Genomic DNA, 23,889 nt, shown 5'->3' on the forward strand with positions numbered 1-23,889 from the left:
TCAGGAATCGGTTCCGTCAAGCGCCAGCCTGACGAGGGCGTCGGTGTCGAGGTCGTCGAGGTCCAGGTCCTCGTCGGTGGACTCGTCACCGTCGTCGCCGTCGGTGTCGGCGAGGTTGAGCAGCAGGTCCAGCAGCCCGGCCTCACGGAGGCGGGCCAGCGGGATCGCCGCGAGCGTCTGCCGGACGGCCGCCTCCGCCGGGTCGCCGTCGTCCGCCTGCGCCGCCTCGGGCAGCAGGCCGTCGAGCAGGTTCTCGGCGAGCACGGCCGGGTTCGGGTAGTCGAAGACGAGGGTCGCGGGCAGCGACAGGCCGGTGACGCCGGTCAGTCGGTTGCGCAGCTCGACCGCCGTCAGCGAGTCGAATCCGAGCTCCTTGAACGCCCGCTGCGGCTTGACCCGGTCCGTGCCCGCGTGGCCGAGCACGGCCGAGGCGTGGGTACGGACCAGGTCGACCATGTGCCGGACCCGCTCGGGGCGGGGCAGGGTTAGCAGGTGCTCCCGCAGGGCGTCGGCGGCACCGCCGGGCTGCTGCTCCACGGCGTGGGCGTGCAGCGCCTCCCGGGCCTCGGCGATGTCGTCGAGCAGCGGCCGGGGGCGGGCCGAGGCGTACGCCGGGGCGAAGACCGCCCAGTCGACGTCCGCCACGGTCAGCGCCGCCCTGGGCAGGCCGGCGGCGTACCGCATGGCGTGCACGGCGTCGGCCGGCGCCATGGCGGTCAGGCCGCGCCGGGCCAGCATCTGCCGGGCTTCGCCGGTGGCCATGCCGCCGTCGGCCCACGGTCCCCAGGCCACGGACGTCGCCGCCAGGCCCCGGCCGCGCCGCTGCTCGGCGAGCGCGTCGAGGAAGGCGTTGCCGGCGGCGTACGCGGACTGCCCGCCGCTGCCCCACACCCCGGCGATGGAGGAGAAGAGCACGAACGCGTCCAGCGGCCGGTCGCCGAGCAGGGCGTCCAGGTGCAGCGCGCCGGCCACCTTGCCGTCGAGCACGCCCGCGAACGCGGCCAGGTCGGTGTCGGCGATCAGCCCGGACTCGCCGGCGCCCGCCGCGTGGACCACGGCCGTCAGCGGCGCGGGATCCTCGTCGAGGCGGGCCAGCAGCTCCGCCACCTGGTCGCGATCGGCGACGTCGCAGGCCACGACCGACGCCCGTACGCCCTGGGCGGTGAGCTCCTCGCACAGCTCGGCCGCCCCGGGGGCGCGCTCGCCGCGGCGGCTGGTCAGCACGACGTGCTCCGCCCCGTCGGCCGCCGCCCAGCGGGCCACGTGCGCGCCCAGCGCGCCCGTGCCGCCGGTGACCAGCACGGTGCCGGACGGCCGCCACCGCTGCGCCGTGTCGGGGGCGGCGGGCGCCGAGCGGACCAGGCGACGGACGAACACCCCGGAGGGGCGTACGGCAAGCTGGTCCTCGTCGCCGGCGCCGGTCACCACCCGCGCCAGCCGGTCCCAGGCCGTCGCGTCGGCCTGCTCGGGCAGATCCACCAGCCCGCCCCACAGGTGGGGGTGTTCCAGGCCCGCCACGAGCCCCAGGCCCCAGAGCCCGCTCTGGACGGCAGCGTGCACGGTGTCCCCGTCGCCGGTGCTGACCGCGCCCTGCGTCAGGCACCACAGCCGGGTCGTCGCCCCGGTGTCGTGCAGCGCCTGGAGCAGCAGCAGCGTGGCGGCCGTCCCGACCGGCACGGCCGGGTGGGCGGGGTGCGGCTGGTCGCGGAGGCCGAGCAGGGAGAGCACGCCGGTGACGGGACCGTCGGCCAGCGCGTCGCCCAGCCGCCGGGCGAGGCCCGCCCGGTCGGTGCCGGCCGGGTCGACGGTGAGCCGGACCACGTCGGCGCCGACCTCGGCGAGGGCCTTGGTGACCGCCTCCGCCCGGGTGCCGTCCGCCAGGTCGTCCTGCGCCGTCACGAGCAGCCACGCGCCGGGCCGCGCCGGGCCGGCGGTGATGTCGGCGCGCTTCCATCCGACGCGGTACGACCATGCGTCCAGGACGGCCCGCTGCGTGCGCGCCCGGTGCCAGGTCGACAGGACCGGCAGGGCCGGGGTGAGGGCGTCCAGGGCGGCGCCGTCGTCGCCGAACTGGGCGGCGAGGGCGCTCAGGTCGCCGCGTTCGACGGCGTTCCAGAAGTCGGCGTCGCCGCCGTGGGTCGCCGTCTGCCGCGGCCGGCTCGCCGGCTCGGGCCAGTACCGCTGGTGCTGGAAGGCGTACGTGGGCAGGTCGACCCGGGCGGCACCGGTGTCGGTGAACCACTGCGTCCAGGACACCGGCACCCCGTGGACGTGCAGCTCGGCCAGGGCATGCAGCAACGCCTGCGTCTCGGACCGGTCCCGGCGCTGCACAGCCACCGCGAGCGCGTCCTCGGCGAGCACGTCGGCGTTCATCGCGGTCAGCACACTCTGCGGGCCGACCTCCAGGAACGTATCCACCCCAGCAGCCCGCAGGGCAGCGACACCGTCGGCATAGCGCACAGCCTCCCGCACATGCCGCACCCAGTACTCCGGGCTGCGGATCTCCTCGGCGTCAGCCAGCGCACCGGTCACATTCGACACCACCGGCAACAACGGCGCCGCGAAAGCCAGCCCCTCCAGCACCGCCCGGAACTCCGCCAGCATCGGCTCCATCAACGGACTGTGGAACGCATGACTCACCGACAACCGGCGCGTACGCACACCCCGACCCCGCCAGACCCGCTCCACCTCATCCAACGCCTCCACCGCACCCGACACCACCACAGCAGCCGGACCGTTGACCGCCGCAACACCGACGTCCGCCAACCCCGCGATCGACTCCCCCACCGAAGCCTCGTCCGCCGCCACCGCCAACATCCCGCCACCCGCCGGCAACGCCTGCATCAACCGACCCCGCGCCGCCACCAACACACACGCATCCGCCAGGGACAACACACCCGCGACATGCGCCGCCGTCACCTCACCGATCGAATGACCGGCCAGCATGTCGGGAACAATCCCGAACGACTCCACCAGGCGGAACAACGCCACCTCGACCGCGAACAACCCCGCCTGCGTGAACACCGTCTGATCCAGCAACCCCGCCTCAGCACTACCCGCCTCAGCGAACAGCACCTCCCGCAACAGACGCGGCAACAACGGATCGAGGTGTGCACACACCTCGTCCAGCGCGGCGGCGAACACCGGGAACAGGGCGGACAACTCCCGGCCCATCCCCGCACGCTGCGCACCCTGACCCGAGAACAGCAGCGCCAGCTGGCCGCGTGCGGCGGCGGAACCGGTCACGACAGCCCCCGACGGCTCGCCGGCCGCCACTGCCGCGAGGCCCGCCAGCAGTTCGTCCCGGCTCGCCCCGGACACCACCGCCCGGTGCTCCAACGCCGACCGGGACGCCACCGACGACCAGGCCACATCCACGCCACGTCGGGCCTCGTCGACGCTCAGCCACCGCGCCCACCGGCCCGCCTGGCCGGCGAGTGCCGCGTCGGAGCGCGCGGACAGCAGCACCGGCACCACCGGCGGCACGTCGCCGGCGACAACCTCCCCCTCAACCACCTCAGCAGGCGGCTGCTCGATGATCACATGCGCGTTCGTGCCGGAGATCCCGAACGACGACACCGCCGCCCGACGCGGCCGGTCCACCCGCGGCCACGGGGTCGCCTCCGTAGCCAGGGCCACCGCCCCCGCCGACCAGTCCACATGCGGCGACGGCTCGTCCACATGCAACGTCGCCGGCACCAGACCGTGCCGCATCGCCAACACCATCTTGATCACACCGGCCACACCGGCAGCCGCCTGTGCGTGCCCGATGTTCGACTTCACCGACCCGAGCCACAACGGCTCCCGCCCCTGCCGGTCCTGCCCGTACGTGGCCAGGACAGCCTGCGCCTCGATCGGATCACCCAGCGTCGTACCCGTGCCGTGCGCCTCCACCACGTCCACGTCGGACGGCGACAGCCGCGCCGACGCCAGCGCCTGCCGGATCACCCGCTGCTGCGACGGACCGTTCGGCGCCGTCAGACCGTTCGACGCACCGTCCTGATTCACCGCCGTGCCCCGCACCACGGCGTAGATCTTCCGGCCCTCACGCTGGGCGTCGGAGAGCCGCTGCACCAGCAGCACACCGACGCCCTCGGACCAGCCCGTGCCATCCGCCGACGCCGCGAACGACTTACACCGACCGTCGGCCGACAGACCACGCTGCCGGGAGAACTCGATGAACGTCCCCGGCGTCGCCATCACCGTCACACCACCGGCCAACGCCAGATCACACTCGCCACTGCGCAACGCCTGCACCGCGAGATGCAACGCCACCAGGCTGGACGAGCAGGCCGTGTCCACGGTCACCGCCGGGCCCTCCAGCCCGAAGGTGTACGCCACCCGGCCCGACAGCACGCTGCCCGAGTTGCCGGTGCCGATGTAGCCCTCGACCTCGGGCGTCTCCATCAGGCGCGTCGAGTAGTCGTGGTAGATGACGCCCGCGAAGACACCGGTCCGGCTGCCCCGCAGGCCCGACGGGTCCAGGCCCGCCGACTCGAACGTCTCCCAGGACGCCTCCAGCAGCAGCCGGTGCTGCGGGTCCATGGCGAGGGCCTCGCGCGGCGAGATGCCGAAGAAGCCGGGGTCGAACTCCGCCGCGCCGTACAGGAAGCCGCCGTGGCGGGTGTACGAGGTGCCGGCGTGGTCGGGGTCCGGGTCGTACAGGGACTCCAGGTCCCAGCCCCGGTCGGCCGGGAACTCCCCGATGCCCTCCCCACCGGTGCTGACCAGCTTCCACAGCTCGTCGGGAGACTCCACCCCGCCGGGGTAGCGGCAGGCCATGCCGACGATCGCGATCGCCTCGTCGGCGTCGCCGGTCGCCGCCTCGTCGGTCGTGACGGCGCCGGGCCGGGTGCCGGCGAGTTCCGCGTACACGTGGGCCGCCAGGACCTGCGGGGACGGGTGGTCGAACACCAGGGTCGAGGTGAGGCGCAGGCCGGTCGCGCCGTTCACCCGGTTGCGCAGCTCGACGGCGGTCAGCGAGTCGAAGCCCAGGTCCTTGAACGCCCGGTCGGCCGGCACCGCCTCGGCGCCGCCGTGCCCGAGAACCTGCGCGACCAGGCCCCGGATCAGCTGGTCGACCTGCGCGAGGCCGTCCTCTGCGCTGAGGCCGGTGAGGCGGTCGGCCCATCCGCCGGGGGCGCCCTGGCCGGCGCGGCGGCGGGTCGTCGCCACGTCGACCAGGTTGCGCAGCATCGGCGGTACGACCGCGCCGGCGGCTGCCGCCCGCAGCGCGGGTACGTCGATCGCGGCCGGCACCAGCGCCGCCCGCTGTGCCCCCACGGCGGCGTCGAAGAGTTCCAGGCCGGTGTGGGCGTTCATCGGTCGGAGTCCGGCGCGTGCCGTACGGGCCCGGTCGTTGCCGCCGATCGAGGCGGCCATGCCGGCGGTGTCCCACATCCCCCACGCCAGACTCACCGCAGGCAACCCGAGCTGCCGCCGATGGACCGCAAGCCCGTCCAGGAACGCGTTGCCCGCCGCATACGCCGACTGACCCGGCGAACCCAACACACCCGCCACCGACGAGAACACCACGAACAGATCCAGATCAAGACCCGCCGTCGCCTCGTGCAACAGCCAACCCGCCGACACCTTCGGCGCCAACACCCCCGCCAACCGCTCCGCCGTCAGCCCCTCCACCACACCGTCATCCAACACACCAGCCGTGTGCACCACACCCGCCAGCCGACCCCCGGCAACGACCTCCGCCACCAGACCGAACACCTGGTCCCGGTCCGTCACGTCACAGGCCACCACCCGCACCGACGCACCCAACGCGGACAACCGCTCCGACAACTCACCCGCACCCGCAGCCTCCGGACCACGACGCGACACCAACACCAGCGACCGCACACCATGCACCGACACCAGATGCTCCGCCACCAACGCCCCGAGCGCACCCGTACCACCGGTCACCAGCACCGCACCGTCACCCACGACCGGCGTCTCCACCGACACCGGGGCGACCGCGCGCACCAGACGCGGCACGAACACCGCACCCGCACGCACCGCGACCTGACCGCCGGCCGGGTCCGCGGCGAAGCGGGCCAGGACGCCCAGCGTGCCGGGGTTGATCGCGTCGTCGACGTCGGCCAGGACGATGCGACCGGGGTGCTCGGACTGCACGGAGCGCAGCAGGCCCCACACGGCCGCGGCGGCCAGGTCGCTCACCCGGTCCCCGGCGCGGACGGCCAGCGCGCCCCGGGTCACCACCACGAGCTTCGAGTCGGCCAGCGCGTCGACGGCCAGCCACTCCTGCACCAGGCCCAGCACGTCGGCGGTGACCGTGCGTACGGCCTCCGCCGGGTCGCCGTCGTCGGCGGGCGACGCGGCCGGCGTGAAGAGCAGCAGGCGCGGCGGGGCGATGCCGGCGTCGATGGCGGCGCGCAGCTGCCGGATCGTCTCGGCGGAGGGGCCACCGGGGACGCCCGGCAGGGCCGGCCCGCCCAGCACCGCCCAGCCCGACGCGTCGTCGACCGGGTCGGCCTCCTCGGCCTGCCAGGCCACCTCGAACAGGGAACGCGACGCCGCGTTCGGGGCGGCCACGCCGGTCAGCTCCCGCAGGACGAGGGAGTCCACCGACACCACCGGCGCGCCCGCCTCGTCGCGGGCGGTCAGCCGCACCGCGGAGCCGTTGCGGGTCAACCGCACCCGCAGCAGCCTCGCGCCGGAGGCGTGCACCTGCACGCCCTCGAAGGCGAACGGTACGCGCGGCCCGCCCGTCTCCTCGGCGCCGGGCAACAGCCCGATCGGGTGCAGGGCGGCGTCCAGCAGCGCCGGGTGCACGCCGAAGCGAGCCGCCTCCGCCGCCGCGTCGTCCGGCAGGACCACCTCGGCGAAGACGTCGTCCTCGCCGGTCCACACCCGGCGCAGCCCCTGGAACGCCGGCCCGTACGACAGGCCGTGTTCAAGGAGCGCCGGGTACCAGCCGGTCAGGTCCACCTCGGTGGCGCCGGCGGGCGGCCAGGCGGCCGGCTGCGGTTCGTCGGCCGTGGCCGGTTCCAGCACGCCCTCCGCGTGCCGGGTCCAGCCCGCCTCGGGGTCGTCGTCGGGGCGGGAGTAGACGGCGACGGGGCGCTGCAGCGAATCCGACGCGGACACCCGCACCTGGATCCGTACGGCGCCGGACTCGGGGAGCACCAGCGGCACGAGCACCGTCAGGTCCCGCAGCCGCGGCAGGTCCGCCTCGTCGCCGGCGCGGACGGCCAGCTCCACGAGGGCCGTGCCCGGGACCAGCGGCACGCCGGAGACGACGTGGTCGGCCAGCCAGGGGTGGGTGGTCGGGGAGATCCGGCCGGTCAGCACGATCTCGTCGTCGCCGGCCAGGTCCACGGCAGCGCCGAGCAGCCCGTGCTCGGCCACGCCGAGGCCGGCGCCGCTGACGTCGCCGGCGCGCAGCCGGCCCACGGCCGGCCAGAAGCGCTGCCGCTGGAACGGGTACGTCGGCAGGTCGACGGGGCGGGTTCCGGCCGGCAGGAGGGCGGTCCAGGTGACCGGCGTGCCGTGCGCGTACAGCTCCGCAAGCGCGTGGACCAGCGACGCCGGCTCGGGTCGGCCGGGGCGCAGGGTCGCCACGACCGCCGCCGCGTCGTCGTCCGGCAGGCAGGCGCCCACCATGCCGGCGAGCACCGCGTCGGGGCCCAGTTCGAGGAAGGTACGGACGTTGCGCTCGCGCAGGCTCGCGATCCCGTCGGCGAACCGGACGGTCTCGCGTACGTGGCGGACCCAGTAGTCGGGGGTGCCGATCTCGTCGGGGTCGGCGACCTGCCCGGTCAGGTTCGACACGATCGGCAGGACGGGCCAGTGGAACGTCAGCCCGTCGAGCGTCTGCCGGAACTCGGCCAGCATCGGCTCCATGAGCGGGCTGTGGAACGCGTGGCTGACGGTGAGCCGGCGGGTACGCACACCCCGGTCCGTCCAGGCCCGCTGCACCTCGTCGAGGGCCTCGGCGGCGCCGGAGACCACCACGGCGGTGGGGCCGTTGACGGCGGCGACGCCGACCCGGTCGGCGAGCGGGACGATCGACTCGGCCACCGCGGCCTCGTCGGCGGCGACGGCGAGCATGCCGCCACCAGCCGGCAGGGCCTGCATCAGCCGACCCCGCGCCGCGACCAGCGCACACGCGTCGGCCAGGGAGAGCACGCCCGCCACGTGCGCCGCCGCGATCTCACCGATGGAGTGCCCGGCCACCAGGTCCGGCACGACACCCAACGACTCGACCAGCCGGAACAACGCCACCTCGACCGCGAACAGCCCCGCCTGCGTGAACACCGTCTGATCCAGCAACCCCGCCCCGGGCATATCCACCCCGGCGAACAACACCTCCCGCAGCGCACGCGGCAGCAGCGGATCCAGGTGAGCACACACCTCGTCCAGGGCCGCGGCGAACACCGGGAACGCCCCGTACAGCTCACGACCCATACCGGCGCGCTGCGCGCCCTGGCCGGAGAAGAGGACGGCGGTGCGGCCGCTGCGGGCGATTCCCCGCACGACGGCGGCCGAGGGCTCGTCGTCGGCCAGCGCGCCGAGGGCGGCGAGCAGTCCGGCGCGGTCGCCGGGCAGCAGCACGGCGCGGTGCTCGAAGGCGCTGCGGGCGGTGGCGAGCGCCCGGCCGACGTCGGCGATGGTCAGGTCCGGCTCGCCGTCGACGAGGGTCCGCAGCCGGCGTGCCTGCTCGTGCAGGGCGGCGGCGTCGCGGGCCGACAGGACGCAGGCGACGAGGTCGCCCGGGACGCCCGTGGCGGGTGCGGCCTGCGCCGGGGCGGGCTCGGGGGCCTGCTCGACGATGGTGTGGGCGTTGGTGCCGCTGATGCCGAACGACGACACCGCCGCGCGGCGGGGCCGGTCGACGGCCGGCCACGGCCGCGCCTCGGTGAGAAGGGCGACCGACCCGGCCGTCCAGTCGATGTGCGGGGACGGCTTCTCGGCGTGCAGGGTCGGCGGCAGGATGCCGTGCCGCATCGCCAGCACCATCTTGATCACACCGGCGACACCGGCCGCCGCCTGGGCGTGGCCGATGTTCGACTTGACCGACCCCAGCCACAGTGGATGGTCCTGCGGTCGGCCCTGCCCGTACGTGGCCAGCAGCGCCTGCGCCTCGATCGGGTCGCCGAGGGCGGTGCCGGTGCCGTGCGCCTCGACGGCGTCGACGTCGGTGGTGGCGAGCCGGGCGTTGGCGAGCGCCTGCCGGATCACCCGCTGCTGAGCGGGGCCGTTCGGCGCGGTCAGGCCGCTGCTGGCGCCGTCCTGGTTGACGGCGCTGCCCCGGACGACGGCGAGCACCCGGTGGCCGTTGCGCTGCGCGTCGGAGAGGCGCTCCAGCAGGAGCATGCCGACGCCCTCGGCGAAGCCGGTGCCGTCGGCGCCTGCGCCGAACGCCTTGCACCGCCCGTCGGGCGACAGGCCGCGCTGCCGGGAGAACTCGGTGAGCATGCCGGGGGTGGACATGACGCTCACCCCGCCGGCGAGGGCGAGGCGGCACTCGTCCTGCCGCAGCGCCTGGGTGGCCAGGTGCAGCGCCACCAGCGACGACGAGCAGGCGGTGTCGACGGTGACGGCGGGGCCCTCCAGGCCGAACAGGTACGAGATGCGGCCGGAGGCGACGCTGCCGGCGCTGCCGTTGCCGACGTGGCCGTCCAGGTCGTCGGTGCCGCCGGCGGCCTGGGAGGCGTAGTCGTGGTAGATGAGCCCGACGTAGACGCCGGTGCTGCTGCCCCGCGCCGAGTGGGGGTCGATCCCGGCCCGCTCGAATGCCTCCCAGGAGGTCTCCAGCAGCAGCCGCTGCTGCGGGTCCATGGCCAGGGCCTCGCGGGGGGAGATCCCGAAGAAGGCGGCGTCGAACTGGGCGGCGTCGTGGAGGAAGCCGCCCTGCCGCGGTACGGCGTCCGGGTCCTGGCCGCCGGCGCGCAGGTCGTCGAGGTTCCAGCCCCGGTCGGTGGGGAAGGGCGAGATGACGTCGGTGCCGGCGGTGACCACGTCCCACAGCTGCTCGGGGGTCTGCACGTCGCCGGGGAACCGGCAGGCCATGCCGATGATGGCGATCGGTTCGTCGAGGGCGGCGGCGGTGCCGACCGCGGCGGGCCGGTCCACGACTGCCGCGCCGCCGAGCTCCCGGTCCAGGAACTCGGCGAGCACCACCGGGGTCGGGTAGTCGAACGCCACGGTGGCGGGCAGCCGCAGGCCGGTAGCGGCGGAGAGCCGGTTGCGCAGCTCCACCGAGGTGAGCGAGTCGAAGCCCAGCTCCTTGAAGGCGCGCTGGGCGTCGACGGTCTCCGCCGAGCGGTGCCCGAGCACTGCCGCCACGCTGGCGGCCACCAGGTCGAGCAGGTGGGAGCGCCGCTCGGCCGGGCCGAGCGTCGCCAGCCGGTCGCGTACGGAGGCGGTGTCCGCGAGGCCGCGACCCACCGCGCGCCGGGCCGGTCCGCCCGCGCGGACCAGGTCCCGCAGCAGGCTGGGCACGTTCTGGCCGGTCGCCCGCGACGCCGGCGGCAGGTTCATGAGGACGAGGTGCGCCGCGCCGCGTTGTCGCGCCAGCTCGTACAGCGCCATGCCCTGCCGGTCGGTCAACGGGGCGCTGGTGGCGCGGATCGCCTTGCGGTGCTCGTTGCCGCCCAGGTGGGCGGTCATGGCGCTGCTGGTCGCCCACAGCCCCCAGGCGAGGCTGGTGGCGGGCAGCCCCTGCTCACGCCGGTGCCGGGCGAGGGCGTCGAGGAACGCGTTCGCGGCCGCGTAGTTGCCCTGCCCCGGCGAGCCGAGGGTGGCCGCCACCGACGAGAACAGCACGAACGCCGACAGGTCCAGGTGCCGCGTGGCCTCGTGCAACGCCCACCCGGCGTCCACCTTCGGCGCCAGCACCGTACGCAGGGCGGAATCGTCCAGCGAACCGATGGTCGCGTCGGCGATCACGCCGGCGGTGTGCACCACAGCCGTCAGCGGGTGCGCCGGGTCCACCAGTTCCAGCAGCCGGGTCACCTGCGCGGGGTCGGTCACGTCGGCGGTGCCGGCGGTGACCCGGGCGCCCGCGCGGGTCAGCTCGTCGACCAGCTCCCGGTAGTGCTCGGGGCCACGGCGGGAGGCCAGCAGCAGGTGCCGGGCCTGGCCGGTGGCGACGAGGTGCCGGGCGAACACGCCGGCGAGGGCGCCCCCGGCGCCGGTGACGAGCACGGTGCCGTCCGGGTCGGCGGGGGCGGGCACCCGCAGGACGACCTTGCCGATGTGGCGGGCCTGACTCATGTGGCGCAGTGCCTGCCGGGCCTGGCGCACGTCCCACGCCCGCAGGGGTAGCGGGCGCAGCGCGCCGCGCGCGAACAGGTCGAGCAGCTCGGTGAGCATCTCCCCGATGCGCCCGTGCCCGGCCTCGTTGAGGTCGAACGCGCGGTAGGTGACGCCCGGATGCCCGGCGGCGACCGTTTCGGGGTCGCGTACGTCGGCCTTGCCCATCTCCACGAACCGGCCACCGCGCGGCAGCAGCCGCAACGACGCGTCCACGAACTCACCGGCGAGGGCGTCGAGCACCACGTCGACGCCGGCACCGCCGGTGGCCGCGCCGAAGACCTGCTCGAACTCGGTGGTCCGCGACGACGCGATCCGCTCCTCGGCCACCCCGAGTTCCCGCAGCACGCCCCACTTGCCGGGGCTGGCGGTGGCGTGGACCGTCGCGCCCCAGTGCCGGGCGAGCTGGATGGCGGCCATGCCTACGCCACCGGCGCCGTTGTGGATCAGCACCGACTCGCCGGACCGCAGCCCGGCGAGGTCCCGCAGCGCGTAGTACGCGGTCAGGAACACCACCGGCACGGAGGCGGCCTGCGCGAACGACCAGCCGGCGGGGATCTTCGCCACGAGGTCGCGGGTGGCGATCACCTCGGGGGCGAAGGCCGGCTCGAACATGCCGAGCACGCGGTCGCCGGGCGCCAGGTCGGTCACGCCGGGGCCGACCTCGACCACGACGCCCGCGCCCTCGCTGCCCATCACGGCCGCCGGATCCGGGTACATGCCCAGGCCGATCAGCACGTCGCGGAAGTTCACGCCGGCCGCGCGCACCGCGATGCGCACCTGGCCCGCGTCCAGGGCGGCGGAGGTGGCGGGCACCATGCCGACCCCGTCGAGGGTGCCGGGGCTGACCGCCCCGACCCGCCACAGTCCGTCCGGCGGGACTAGTTCGTCGGCGGCCTGGCCGGCGGGCCGGCCCAGGCGGGGCGTGCGCACCTCGTTGCCGCGTACGGCCACCTGGCCGCCGGTCGGCGACGGGTCCTGGGCCACGGTGGCCAGCACGGCGAGGGTGGCCGGGGTGAGTTCCCCGTCGACGTCGGCGAGGACGATCCGCCCCGGGTGCTCGGACTGGGCCGAGCGCAGCAGGCCCCAGACCGCCGCGCCGGGCAGGTCCCGCACCGCGTCCGCCGGGGTGGCGGCCACCGCCGCGCGGGTCAGCACCACGAGCGTGGTGTCGGCCAGCGCCTCACTGTCCAGCCAGGAGTGCAGCACGGCCAGGACTCGGGCGGTGGCCGTACGGACTTCGTCGGGCAGGTCGCCCTCCGGGGTGCCGGCGGGCACGGGGACCACGAGCGCGCGGGGCGCCTCGACCGTACCGGCCGAGACCGCCGCGGTCAGCTCGCCGACGGTCGGGAACACCGGCGTGACGAGGTCCGCCGGGGCGGGTCCGTCGCCGAGCAGCACCCAGCCGGAGACGTCCCGCGCCGGGGTTACCGTCTCGGCCTGCCACGTCACCTCGAACATCGACCGCTCCGCGGCCTCCGCGCCGGTGGCGTCGGTCATCTCCCGCAGGGCGAGCGACTCGACTGACACCACGGGCACGCCGGACTCGTCCCCGGCCACCAGCCGCACGCGCGAGCCCGCCCGGGTCAGCCGCACCCGCAGCGTCCGGGCGCCGGAGGCGTGCACCTGTACGCCCTCGAACGCGAACGGCACGCGCGGTCCGCCGGAGCGCTCGGCCAGCAGCAGCCCGACGGGGTGCAGGGCGGCGTCCAGCAGCGCCGGGTGCACGGCGAAGCCGTCGGCGTCGCCGGCCGCCTCGTCCGGCAGGGTCACCTCGGCGTACACCTCGTCGCCGGCGGTCCACAGCCGCCGCAGGCCCCGGAACGCCGGTCCGTAGGCCAGGCCGCGCTCCGCGAGCGCCGGGTACCAGCCGGCGAGGTCCACCTCGGTGCCTCCGGCCGGCGGCCAGGAGCCCAACGCCGGCTCGTCGGTGGCCTGCTCCAGCAGACCGTCGGCGTGCCGCGTCCAGGGGTCCTCGGGGTCGCCGTCGGGCTGCGAGTGCACCGCCACGCTCCGGGTTCCGGAGCCGTCGGCCGCGCCGACGCGCACCTGCACGCGGATCGCGCCCGGGTTCGGCAGCACCAGCGGCGCGGCGACGGTCAGTTCCCGCACCCGGGAGGCGCCGACCTCGTCGCCGGCGCGCACCGCGAGCTCGACGAGGGCCGTGCCCGGCAGCACCATGGCGCCGCCGACCACGTGGTCGGCGAGCCACGGGTGCGTGGACGCCGACAGCCGGCCGGTCAGCACGACCTCGTCGTCGCCGGCGAGGCGCACCGCCGCGCCGAGCAGCCCGTGCCCGGCCGCGCCCAGCCCCGCGCCCGACACGTCGCCGGTGGCGGAGCGGTCGAGCACCGGCCAGAACCGGTCCCGCTGGAAGGCGTACGTGGGCAGGTCGACAGGGGTGGCGCCGGAGCCGGCGAAGACGCGCGACCAGTCGACGGGCACGCCGGCGACGTGCAGCTCGCCGAGGTTGGCCAGTAGCTGACGGGGCCCGTGCCCGTCGCGGCGCAGCGAGCCCACCACCACGCCGCCGTCGGTCTTCCGGTCGAGCGCGTCCTGCACGGCGATCTTGAGTACGGGGTGCGGGCTGACCTCGACGAACGTCCGGAAGCCCTGCTCGATCAGCTGGTCCACGACCGGCGCGAGCCGGACCGGCTCCCGCAGGTTGCGGTACCAGTAGTCGGCGTCGAGCCCGGCGGTGTCGATCGGCTCGCCGGTGACTGTGGAGTGGAAGGGCACGGTGCTGGAGCGGGGGTCCACAGTGCCGAACCGGGCGGTCACCTCGTCGCGGATCGGGTCGACGTGGCCGCTGTGCGCCGCGAAGTCGACGGCGATCTGCCGGGCGCGGACGTCGCGCTCGGCACAGTGCGCGAGCAGTTCGGCGACCGACGCCGAGTCGCCGGCGACCACTGTCACGGCGGCGCCGTTGAGGGCGGCGACGGAGAGGCTGCCCCGCCACGGCGCGATGAGCCGCTCGGTGTCGGCGGCCGGGAGCGGCACGGAGACCATGCCGCCGCGACCCGCGATCGACAGCAGGCCGCGGCTGCGCGCCACGACGAGCCGCGCGGCTTCGGCGAGGGTCAACGCGCCGGCGACGCAGGCCGCGGCGAGTTCCCCCTGCGAATGCCCGATGACGGCGGCCGGTTCGACGCCGCACGCGCGCCAGAGCTGCGCGAGGGACACCATGACGGAGAAGAGCGCGGGCTGGACCACGTCCACCCGGTCCAGGGGCGGCGCGCCGGGCGCCTGCCGCAGCACGTCCCCCAGGTTCCAGTCGACCAGCCGGGACAGCTCCTCGGCGCACTCGTCCATCCGCTGCCGGAAGACCGGCGAGGTCTCCATCAGGTCCAGCGCCATCGAAGTCCACTGGGAGCCCTGGCCGGGGAAGACGAAGGCGACCTTCGACGCGGCGTCCACGCCCGCCGGGGAGGTGTCGCCGTCGGCGAGGGCGGCCAGCCGGGCGAGCGCGTCGTCCCGGCCGGTGGCCACGACGACCGCGCGGTACGGGTGATGCGCCCGCTGGGTGGCCAGGGAGAAGCCGAGGTCCCGCGGGTCGAGGTCGGCGTCGCCGGCGAGCCGTTCGCCGAGGCGGGCAGCCTGCGCCCGGAGCGCGCGGGGGCTTCTGCCGGAGACCGGCAGGGGTACGGCGGCGGGCCCGACAAGGCCGGGAACGTGCCCCGCCGGCACGGGCGTCGGGGCCGGCTCGCCGGGCGCCTGCTCGATGATGGTGTGCGCGTTGGTGCCACTGATGCCGAACGACGACACGGCGGCCCGGCGGGGCCGGTCGACGGCGGGCCACGGCCGGGCCTCGGTGAGCAGGGCGACGGCTCCGGCACTCCAGTCGACGTGGGGCGAGGGCTCGTCCACGTGCAGGGTCGGCGGCAGCACGCCGTGCCGCATCGCCAGCACCATCTTGATCACGCCGGCCACCCCGGCGGCCGCCTGGGAGTGGCCGATGTTCGACTTGATCGAGCCGAGCCAGAGCGGCTCGCCGGCGGCACGGTCCTGGCCGTAGGTGGCCAGCACCGCCTGCGCCTCGATCGGGTCGCCGAGGACGGTGCCGGTGCCGTGCGCCTCGACCGCGTCCACGTCGGTCGGGGCGAGCCGCGCGTTCTCCAGGGCCTGGCGGATGACCCGCTGCTGCGACGGGCCGTTCGGCGCGGTCAGCCCGTTGGACGCGCCGTCCTGGTTCACGGCGGAGCCACGCAGCACGGCGAGCACCCGGTGCCCGTTGCGCCGGGCGTCGGAGAGGCGCTCCACGAGCAGCATGCCGACGCCCTCGGACCAGCCGGTGCCGTCCGCGCCGGCGGCGAATGCCTTGCACCGCCCGTCCGGGGCGAGGCCGCCCTGCCGGGAGAACTCGGAGAACATGCCGGGCTGCGCCATCAGCGCCACCCCGCCGGCCAGGGCCATGTCGCACTCGCCGCCGCGCAGCGCCTGGGCGGCGAGGTGCAGCGCCACCAGCGACGAGGAGCAGGCGGTGTCGACGGTGACCGCCGGGCCTTCGAGGCCGAACATGTAGGCGACCCGCCCGGAGGCGACGCTGCCCGCCGTGCCGGTCAGCAGGTGCCCCTCGAGGCCGTCCAGGTCGTCGCGTCCGCTGGTGGCGTAGCCGGATGAGGCGGCGCCGACGAAGACGCCGGTGGCGGTGCCGCTGAGGGCGGCGGGGTCGATGCGGGCGTACTCGAAGCTCTCCCAGGCGGTCTCCAGCAGCAGCCGCTGCTGCGGGTCCATGGCGAGGGCCTCACGGGGGCTGATGTTGAAGAAGCCGGCGTCGAAGTCGGCCGCGTCGTAGAGGAAGCCGCCCTGGTGGGTGACGGTGCCGCCGGCCTGGTCGCCGTCCGTGCCGTACAGCCGGTCGAGGTCCCAGCCGCGGTCCGCCGGGAACTCGCCGATGGCGTCGGCCCCGGAGGTGACGAGCTGCCACAGCTGCTCGGGGGTGGCGACGCCGCCGGGGTAGCGGCAGGCCATGCCGATGATGGCGATCGGCTCGTCGGCGTCGGCGGTGACGACCGTACGGACGGTGGCGCCGGCTCCCGTGGCCGGGCCGAGCTGCGCGAACAGGTGCTCGGCCAGCCGGGCCGGGGTGGGATGGTCGAAGGCCAGCGTGGCGGTCAGCCGCAGCCCGGTGGCCGCACCGAGGCGGTTGCGCAGTTCCACCGAGGTCAGCGAGTCGAAGCCCAGGTCCTTGAAGGCGCGGGCGGCGGGGACCGCCTGTGGCGAGGCGTGCCCCAGCACCGTGGCGGCCTGGCCGCAGACCAGGTCGACGAGCGCCTGCCGGGCGTCCGCCTCGGACAGGCCGTCGAGCCGCTCCCGCCACGACGCCCCGGCACTCGGCCGATCGGTGGCGGTGCGGCGCCGGCCGCCGCCGCGCAGCAGGTGCCGCATCAGCGGCGGCACACCGCTCGCCTCGCCGGTGACGTGGAGGCGGGCCGCGACGAGCACCGGTCGGGCCGCCGGCAGGGCGGCGTCGAAGAGTTCGGCGCCCTCGGCCGGGGAGAGCCGGCTCATCCCGACGCGCCGCAGCCGCTGCTGGTCGTCGCCGTCGAGGTGGGCGGTCATCGTGCTGTCGGTGGCCCACATGCCCCAGGCGATGCTGGTGGCGGGCAGCCCCTGCTGCCGGCGGTGCTGCGCGAGGGCGTCGAGGAACGCGTTCGCCGCCGCGTAGTTGCCCTGCCCCGGCGAGCCGAGGGTGGCCGCCACCGACGAGAACAGCACGAACGCCGACAGGTCCAGGTGCCGCGTGGCCTCGTGCAACGCCCACCCGGCGTCCACCTTCGGCGCCAGCACCGCACGCAGGGCGGAATCGTCCAGCGAACCGATGGTCGCGTCGGCGATCACCCCGGCGGTGTGCACCACAGCCGTCAGCGGGTGCGCCGGGTCGATCCCGGCGACCAGCTCGGCGACCTGGGCGGGGTCGCTGACGTCGACGGCCGCGGCGGTGACGTCGGCGCCCGCGGCGGTCAGTTCCCGGACCAGGGTGGCGTACGCGTCGTCCCGGCCGGGTGCGCGGCGGGAGGCCAGCAGCAGGCGGCGGGCCTGGCCGGTGGCGACGAGGTGCCGCGCGAGCACGCCGGCCAGGGTTCCGGCCGCGCCGGTGAGCAGCACGGTGCCGTCGGGGTCGGCGGGCGCGGGGATGCGCAGCACCACCTTGCCGACGTGGCGGGCCTGGCTGACGTGCCGCAGCGCTTGCCGGGCCTGACGCACGTCCCACGCCCGTACGGGCAGCGGACGCAGCGCGCCCCGCGCGAAGAGGTCGAGGATCTCGGTGAGCATCTCGCCGATGCGGGTGCTGCCCGCCTCGTTCAGGTCGAACGCGCGGTACGCCACGCCCGGGTGGTCGGCGGCGACCGCCTCCGGGTCGCGTACGTCGGCCTTGCCCATCTCCACGAACCGGCCACCGCGCGGCAGCAGCCGCAGCGACGCGTCCACGAAATCGCCGGCGAGGGCGTCGAGCACCACGTCCACGCCGGCACCGCCGGTGGCCGCGCCGAAGACCTGCTCGAACTCGGTGGTCCGCGACGACGCGATCCGCTCCTCGGCCACCCCGAGTTCCCGCAGCACACCCCACTTGCCGGGGCTCGCCGTCGCGTGGACGGTGGCGCCGAGGTGGTGGGCGAGCTGGATGGCGGCCATGCCTACGCCACCGGCGCCGTTGTGGATCAGCACCGACTCGCCGGACCGCAGCCCGGCGAGGTCCCGCAGCGCGTAGTACGCCGTCAGGAAGACCAGGGGGACGGACGCCGCCTGGGTGAAGGACCAGCCGACGGGCATCCTGGCGATGCGCCGGCGATGGGCGACGGCCTGCGGGCTGAACCCGAGTTCGAACATGCCCATCACCCGGTCGCCGGGCGCCAGGTCGGTCACGCCGGGGCCGACCTCGACCACGACGCCCGCGCCCTCGCTGCCCATCACGGCCGCCGGATCCGGGTACATGCCCAGGCCGATCAGCACGTCGCGGAAGTTCACGCCGGCCGCGCGCACCGCGATGCGCACCTGGTCCTCGCCCAGTTCCGCGGGCGTGGCCGGCACCGGCGCGATCCCGTCCAGGGTGCCGCCGGTGACGGGGGCGAGGTGCCACGGGCCGGGCGGCGGGGTCAGTTCGTCGCCCACCGGCCGCGCCAGCCTCGGCACGAGGGTGCGCTCGCCGCGCACCGCGAGCTGGCCGCCGGAGACCGACGGGTCGACGGCGGCCCCGGCCAGCACGGCGAGGGTCGCGGGGGTCAGTTCGCCCTCGACGTCGGCGAGGACGATCCGCCCCGGGTGCTCCGACTGCGCCGAGCGCAGCAGGCCCCAGACGGCGGCGGCAGCGAGGTCGGTGACCTGGTCGTCGTCCCCGCTGGCCACCGCGCCCCGGGTCACCACCACGAGCTTCGTGTCGGCCAGCGGCTCGGCGGCGAGCCAGGACCGCAGCACGTCCAGCACACCGCTGGTGACCGCCCGCACGGCCTCCGGCACGGCGACGCCCGGAACGCCGGCGGGCACCGTCAGCAGCACCTGCCGGGCCGTGGCCCCGTCCGCCGCCAGGGTCGCCACGTCCGCGAAGACCGGTACCTCCGGCAGCGCGTCCGGTGCCGGCCGGCCCAGCACCGCCCACCCCGGAAGGTCGTCGACGCTCTCGATCTGCTCGGCCTGCCAGGTCACCTCGTACAGCGACCGGGCGGCGCCGCCCCGGGTCGCCGTCGCGATCATCTCCCGTAGCACCAGCGAGTCCACCGACACCACCGGCGCGCCCGAGCCGTCGCAGGCGACCAGCCGCACCCCGGAGCCGTCCCGGGTCAGCCGCACCCGCAGCGTGCGGGCGCCCGAGGCGTGCACCTGCACGCCCTCGAACGCGAACGGCACGCGCGGCCCGCCCGTGGCCTCGGCCTCGAGCAGCAGCGCCACCGGGTGCAGCGCGGCGTCCAGCAGCGCCGGGTGCACCCCGAACGCGCCCGCCTCGCCGGCCGCCCCGTCCGGCAGCGCCACCTCGGCGTACGCCCCACCGTCGGCCGTCCAGGCCCGCCGTACGCCCTGGAACACCGGCCCGTACGACAGGCCGTGCTCGGCCAGCGCCGGATACCAGCCGGTCAGGTCCACCTCGGTCGCGCCCGCCGGCGGCCACTCACCGAGCCCCGGCTCGTCGGACGACACCGGTTCGAGCAGGCCGTCGGCGTGCCGCACCCAGTCGGTGTCGTCGTCATCCTCGGGCTGGGAGTACACGGACACCGTCCGCACGGCGGAGTCGTCGGCAGCGCCGACGCGCACCTGCACGCGTACCGCCCCGGACTCGGGCAGCACCAGCGGCGCCGCCACGGTCAGCTCCCGTACCCGCGACGCGCCCACCTCGTCGCCGGCGCGGACCGCCAGCTCCACCAGGGCGGTGCCCGGCACCACCACGTTGCCGCCGACCACGTGGTCGGCCAGCCACGGGTGCGTCGACGTCGACAGCCGGCCGGTCAGCACCACCTCGTCGTCGCCGGCGAGCCGCACCGCCGCGCCGAGCAGCGGGTGCCCCGCGACGCCGAGGCCGGCGCCCGACACGTCGCCGACCCGCCACGGCAGCACCTCGGGCCAGAACCGCTCCCGCTGGAAGGCGTACGTGGGCAGGCCGACCCGGGCGGCGCCGGTGTCGGCGAACCACTCCCGCCAGGACACCGGCGACCCGTGCACGTGCAGCTCGGCGAGGGCGTGCAGCAGCGCCTGCGCCTCGGGCCGGTCCCGGCGCTGGGCTGCGACGGCGAGCACGTCGTCGTCGGGCAGCACGTCGGTCGTCATCGCGGTCAGTACGCTCTGCGGGCCGACCTCCAGGAAGGTGTCGACCCCGGCGTCGCGCAGCGCGGCGAGCCCGTCGGCGTAGCGGACCGCCTCGCGGACGTGCCGTACCCAGTAGCCGGCGGTGCGGATCTCGTCGGCGTCGGCGAGCGCACCTGTCACGTTCGACACGATCGGCAGCGTGGGGGCGGCGAGGTCCAGCCGCTCGACGATGCCGCGGAAGCGCTCCAGCACCGGCTCCATCAGCGGGCTGTGGAACGCGTGGCTGACGGCCAACCGGCGGGTACGCGCGCCCCGGTCGCGCCAGACGCGGTCCACCTCGTCGAGGGCGTCGACGGCGCCGGAGACCACGACGGAGGCCGGGCCGTTGACGGCCGCGATGCCGATTCGGTCGGTCAGCCCGGCGATCGACTCCGTCACGGCCGCCTCGTCGGCGGCCACGGCGAGCATGCCGCCGCCGTCGGGCAGCGACTGCATGAGCCGGCCCCGCGCCGCCACCAGCAGGCAGGCGTCCTGGAGGGACAGCACCCCGGCCACGTGCGCGGCGGCGATCTCACCGATCGAGTGCCCGCCCACGAAGTCCGGCACCACGCCGAACGACTCCACGAGGCGGAACAGGGCCACCTCGACGGCGAAGAGCCCGGCCTGGGTGAACGCGGTCTGGTCCAGCAGCTCCGCCTCGGCGGAGCCCTCCGGCGCGAACAGCACCTCCTTGAGCGGGCGCGGCAGCACCCGGTCGAGATGCCCGCACGCCTCGTCGAGGGCGGCGGCGAAGACGGGGAACTCGGCGTACAGCTCGCGGCCCATGCCGGCGCGCTGCGCGCCCTGGCCGGAGAAGAGCACCGCCAGCGGACCCCGGTCCCCGGCCTGGCCCGTGACCACCGTGCCCGACGGCGCGCCCGCCGCCAGGGACTCCAGGCCCGTCAGCAGGCCCGCACGGTCCCCGGCGAGCACCACCGCACGCCGGTCGAGCGTCGAGCGGGACACCACCGACGACCAGGCCACATCGAGCGGGCGCGGCTCCTCGTCGTCGCTAAGCCAACGGGCCAGCCGGTCCGCCTGCGCGGCTAGCGCGGCCGGCTGCGCGGCGGAGAGCAGCATGGGCACGACGGCGGGACGGCGGGACGGGGTGGCGTGGTCGCCGGCCGGGTCGGGGGCCGGCGCCTGCTCCAGGATCAGGTGGGCGTTCGTGCCGCTCATGCCGAAGGACGACACACCCGCCCTGCGGACGTGCTCACCGCCGGCCCACGGGCGCGCCTCGTCGAGCAGGGCCACGGCGCCGGTCGACCAGTCGACGTGCGGTGAGGGCCGGTCCACGTGCAGAGTGGGCGGCAGCACGCCGTGCCGCATCGCCATCACCATCTTGATGACGCCGCCGGCGCCGGCCGCGGCCTGCGGGTGGCCGATGTTCGACTTCAGCGAGCCCAGCCACAGCGGGCGGTCGGCGGTGCGGCCCTGCCCGTACGTGGCCAGCAGCGCCTGCGCCTCGATCGGGTCGCCGAGCCGGGTGCCCGTGCCGTGCGCCTCGACGGCGTCCACGTCGGACGGACTGAGCCGGGCGTTCTCCAGCGCCTGCCGGATCACCCGCTGCTGCGCGGGGCCGTTGGGGGCGGTCAGCCCGCTGCTCGCGCCGTCCTGGTTGACGGCGCTGCCCCGGATCACCGCCAGGACGGGGTGCCCGTTGCGCCGGGCGTCGGAGAGCTTCTCGACGAGCAACATGGCGACGCCCTCGGACCAGCCGGTCCCGTCGGCGTCGGCGGAGAACGCCTTGCACCGCCCGTCGGAGGCGAGCCCCCGCTGGCGGGAGAACTCGACGAAGGCGCCCGGCGTGGCCAGCACTGTGACGCCGCCGGCCACGGCGAGGGAGCACTCACCGTCGCGCAGGGCCTGGCCGGCGAGGTGCAGGGCGACCAGCGACGAGGAGCAGGCGGTGTCGATGGTGACGGCTGGCCCCTCCAGTCCGAAGGAGTAGGCCAGCCGGCCGGACATGACGCTCGCGGCGGTGCCGGTGAGGACGTAGCCCTCCGTGCCCTCGGGCAGTTGCCGCAGCACGGACGTGTAGTCCTGCCCCGCGGTGCCGACGAACACCCCCGTACGGCTGCCCCGCACCGACGCGGCGTCGATGCCGGCCCGCTCGAAGACCTCCCAGGTCACCTCGAGCAGGAGCCGCTGCTGCGGGTCCATGGCCAGCGCCTCGCGCGGCGAGATCCCGAACAGGGCCGGGTCGAACAGGCCGGCGTCGCGCAGGAAGCCACCCCGGTTGCTGTACGTGGTGCCGGGGTGGTCGGGGTCGGGGTCGTAGAGCCGGTCGAGGTCCCAGCCCCGGTCGTCGGGGAACGCGCCGGTGGCGTCCACCCCGCCGGCGACGACGTCCCAGAGGTCCTCCGGTGAGGCGACGCCACCGGGGAAACGGCAGGCCATGCCGACGATCGCGATCGGCTCGGCGTCCTCGTCCTCCAGCTCGGTCAGGCGCCGACGCGCCAGGCGGAGCTCGGAGGTCACCCACTTCAGGTGTTCGAGGAGCTTGTCTTCGTCCGCCATGACCCACCCGCCCAGAGCTTGCTATCGATCGGAATCTGCCGATTCGTTGACCACACCACCGCCGGCGGGCCGGCTTCGTGCACAGGTGGGTGCAGACGCGGCCGTTCGGCTCACGAACCCCACACCTGTTCCTGATTCCGGTCGTCGTGCCTGCTCAGGCGCCCGTCCCGCCGGACAGTCCCGCCGACACACGCCCGCCACCGTGACTGGACGGTACTGAGCGCCCAACACCCGCCCAACCCCTAGAGAACCCCTGATCGACCGGCCCGCGGGCGGCGTCACGGCAGGCTCCGGGAGCGGCGGTGACCAGCGCCACGAGGGCCATTCAGGCGGCCGACGGCAGGATGCGGCGCAGCCGGCCGGGGGGCGTCGACCGGCGGCGCCACTCCCGCGGGTAGCCGACCGAGACCTCTTCGAACCGGACCCCGTCGTACCAGGTGGTGCGCGGGATGTGCAGGTGACCGTAGACGGCGACGCGGGCGTCGAAGCGGACGTGCCAGTCGGCCGTGGTCTCGGTGCCGCACCACTGGGCGAACTCCGGGTACCGCAGGATCCGGGTGGGCTCGCGCACGAGCGGGAAGTGGTTGACCAGGACGGTGGGCAGCCCGCTGCGCTCGGCGGTGAGCCGGCGCTCCGTCAGGGCCAGCCGCGCCCGGCACCAGGCGTCCCGCGTCGGGTACGGGTCCGGGTGCAGCAGGATCTCGTCGGTGCAGACCACGCCGACCTCGTGGGCCCGTGCCAGGGCCTGCTCCTTCGTGTACGTCCCCGGGGGCCGGAAGGTGTAGTCGTAGAGCAGGAACAGCGGCGCGATCAGGACCGGGTCGTCGCCCTGCGGGTCCCAGACGGGGTACGGGTCCTCCGGGGTGATGACCCCGAGCCCTCGGCACAGTTGCACCAGGTGCTGGTAGCGCGCGTCCCCCCGCAGCTGGATCGGGTCCTCGCGGGGAGTCCACAGCTCGTGGTTGCCGGGGGCCCAGATGACCTTGGCGAAGCGGCGGCTGAGGAGTCCCAGCGCCCACTCGATGTCGCCGACGAACTCCCCGACGTCGCCGGCGACGACGAGCCAGTCGCCGTCGCGCTCCGGCCGCAGCCGCTCGACGATGGCCTTGTTCTCCGCGTGCATCACGTGCAGGTCGCTGATGGCGAGCAGTTGAGGCAAGCCGGATCCGGCCATGCGGACCTCCCGTCCATCCGGGGCACCGCACGCACCCACATCCGTACCGCTCGGCTGCCGGTGGGCAGGGCGAGACGGCCTGGCGTGCTCCGACCCTACGGAGCCGGGCCCGCACCGGCACACCCCTAGACGGGATACGTGGACCCCTA

Annotated in this window: 2 protein-coding genes; both read right to left on the minus strand. The window is 75.5% G+C overall.

What is annotated here, in order from left to right; all coding sequences use genetic code 11:
• Positions 1-22,566 (minus strand): type I polyketide synthase, encoded by a 22,566-nt coding sequence (locus tag FHU28_RS23690; protein ID WP_184686657.1) that lies wholly within the window; start codon positions 22,564-22,566, stop codon positions 1-3.
• Between the two features lie 325 nt (positions 22,567-22,891).
• Complete coding sequence (locus FHU28_RS23695) at positions 22,892-23,740, minus strand: metallophosphoesterase family protein (RefSeq protein WP_184686658.1); 849 nt, start codon at positions 23,738-23,740, stop codon at positions 22,892-22,894.
• Positions 23,741-23,889 lie beyond the last annotated feature (149 nt).

The organism is Micromonospora echinospora (assembly GCF_014203425.1).
In the GTDB taxonomy this organism is placed as follows: Bacteria; Actinomycetota; Actinomycetes; order Mycobacteriales; family Micromonosporaceae; genus Micromonospora; species Micromonospora echinospora_A.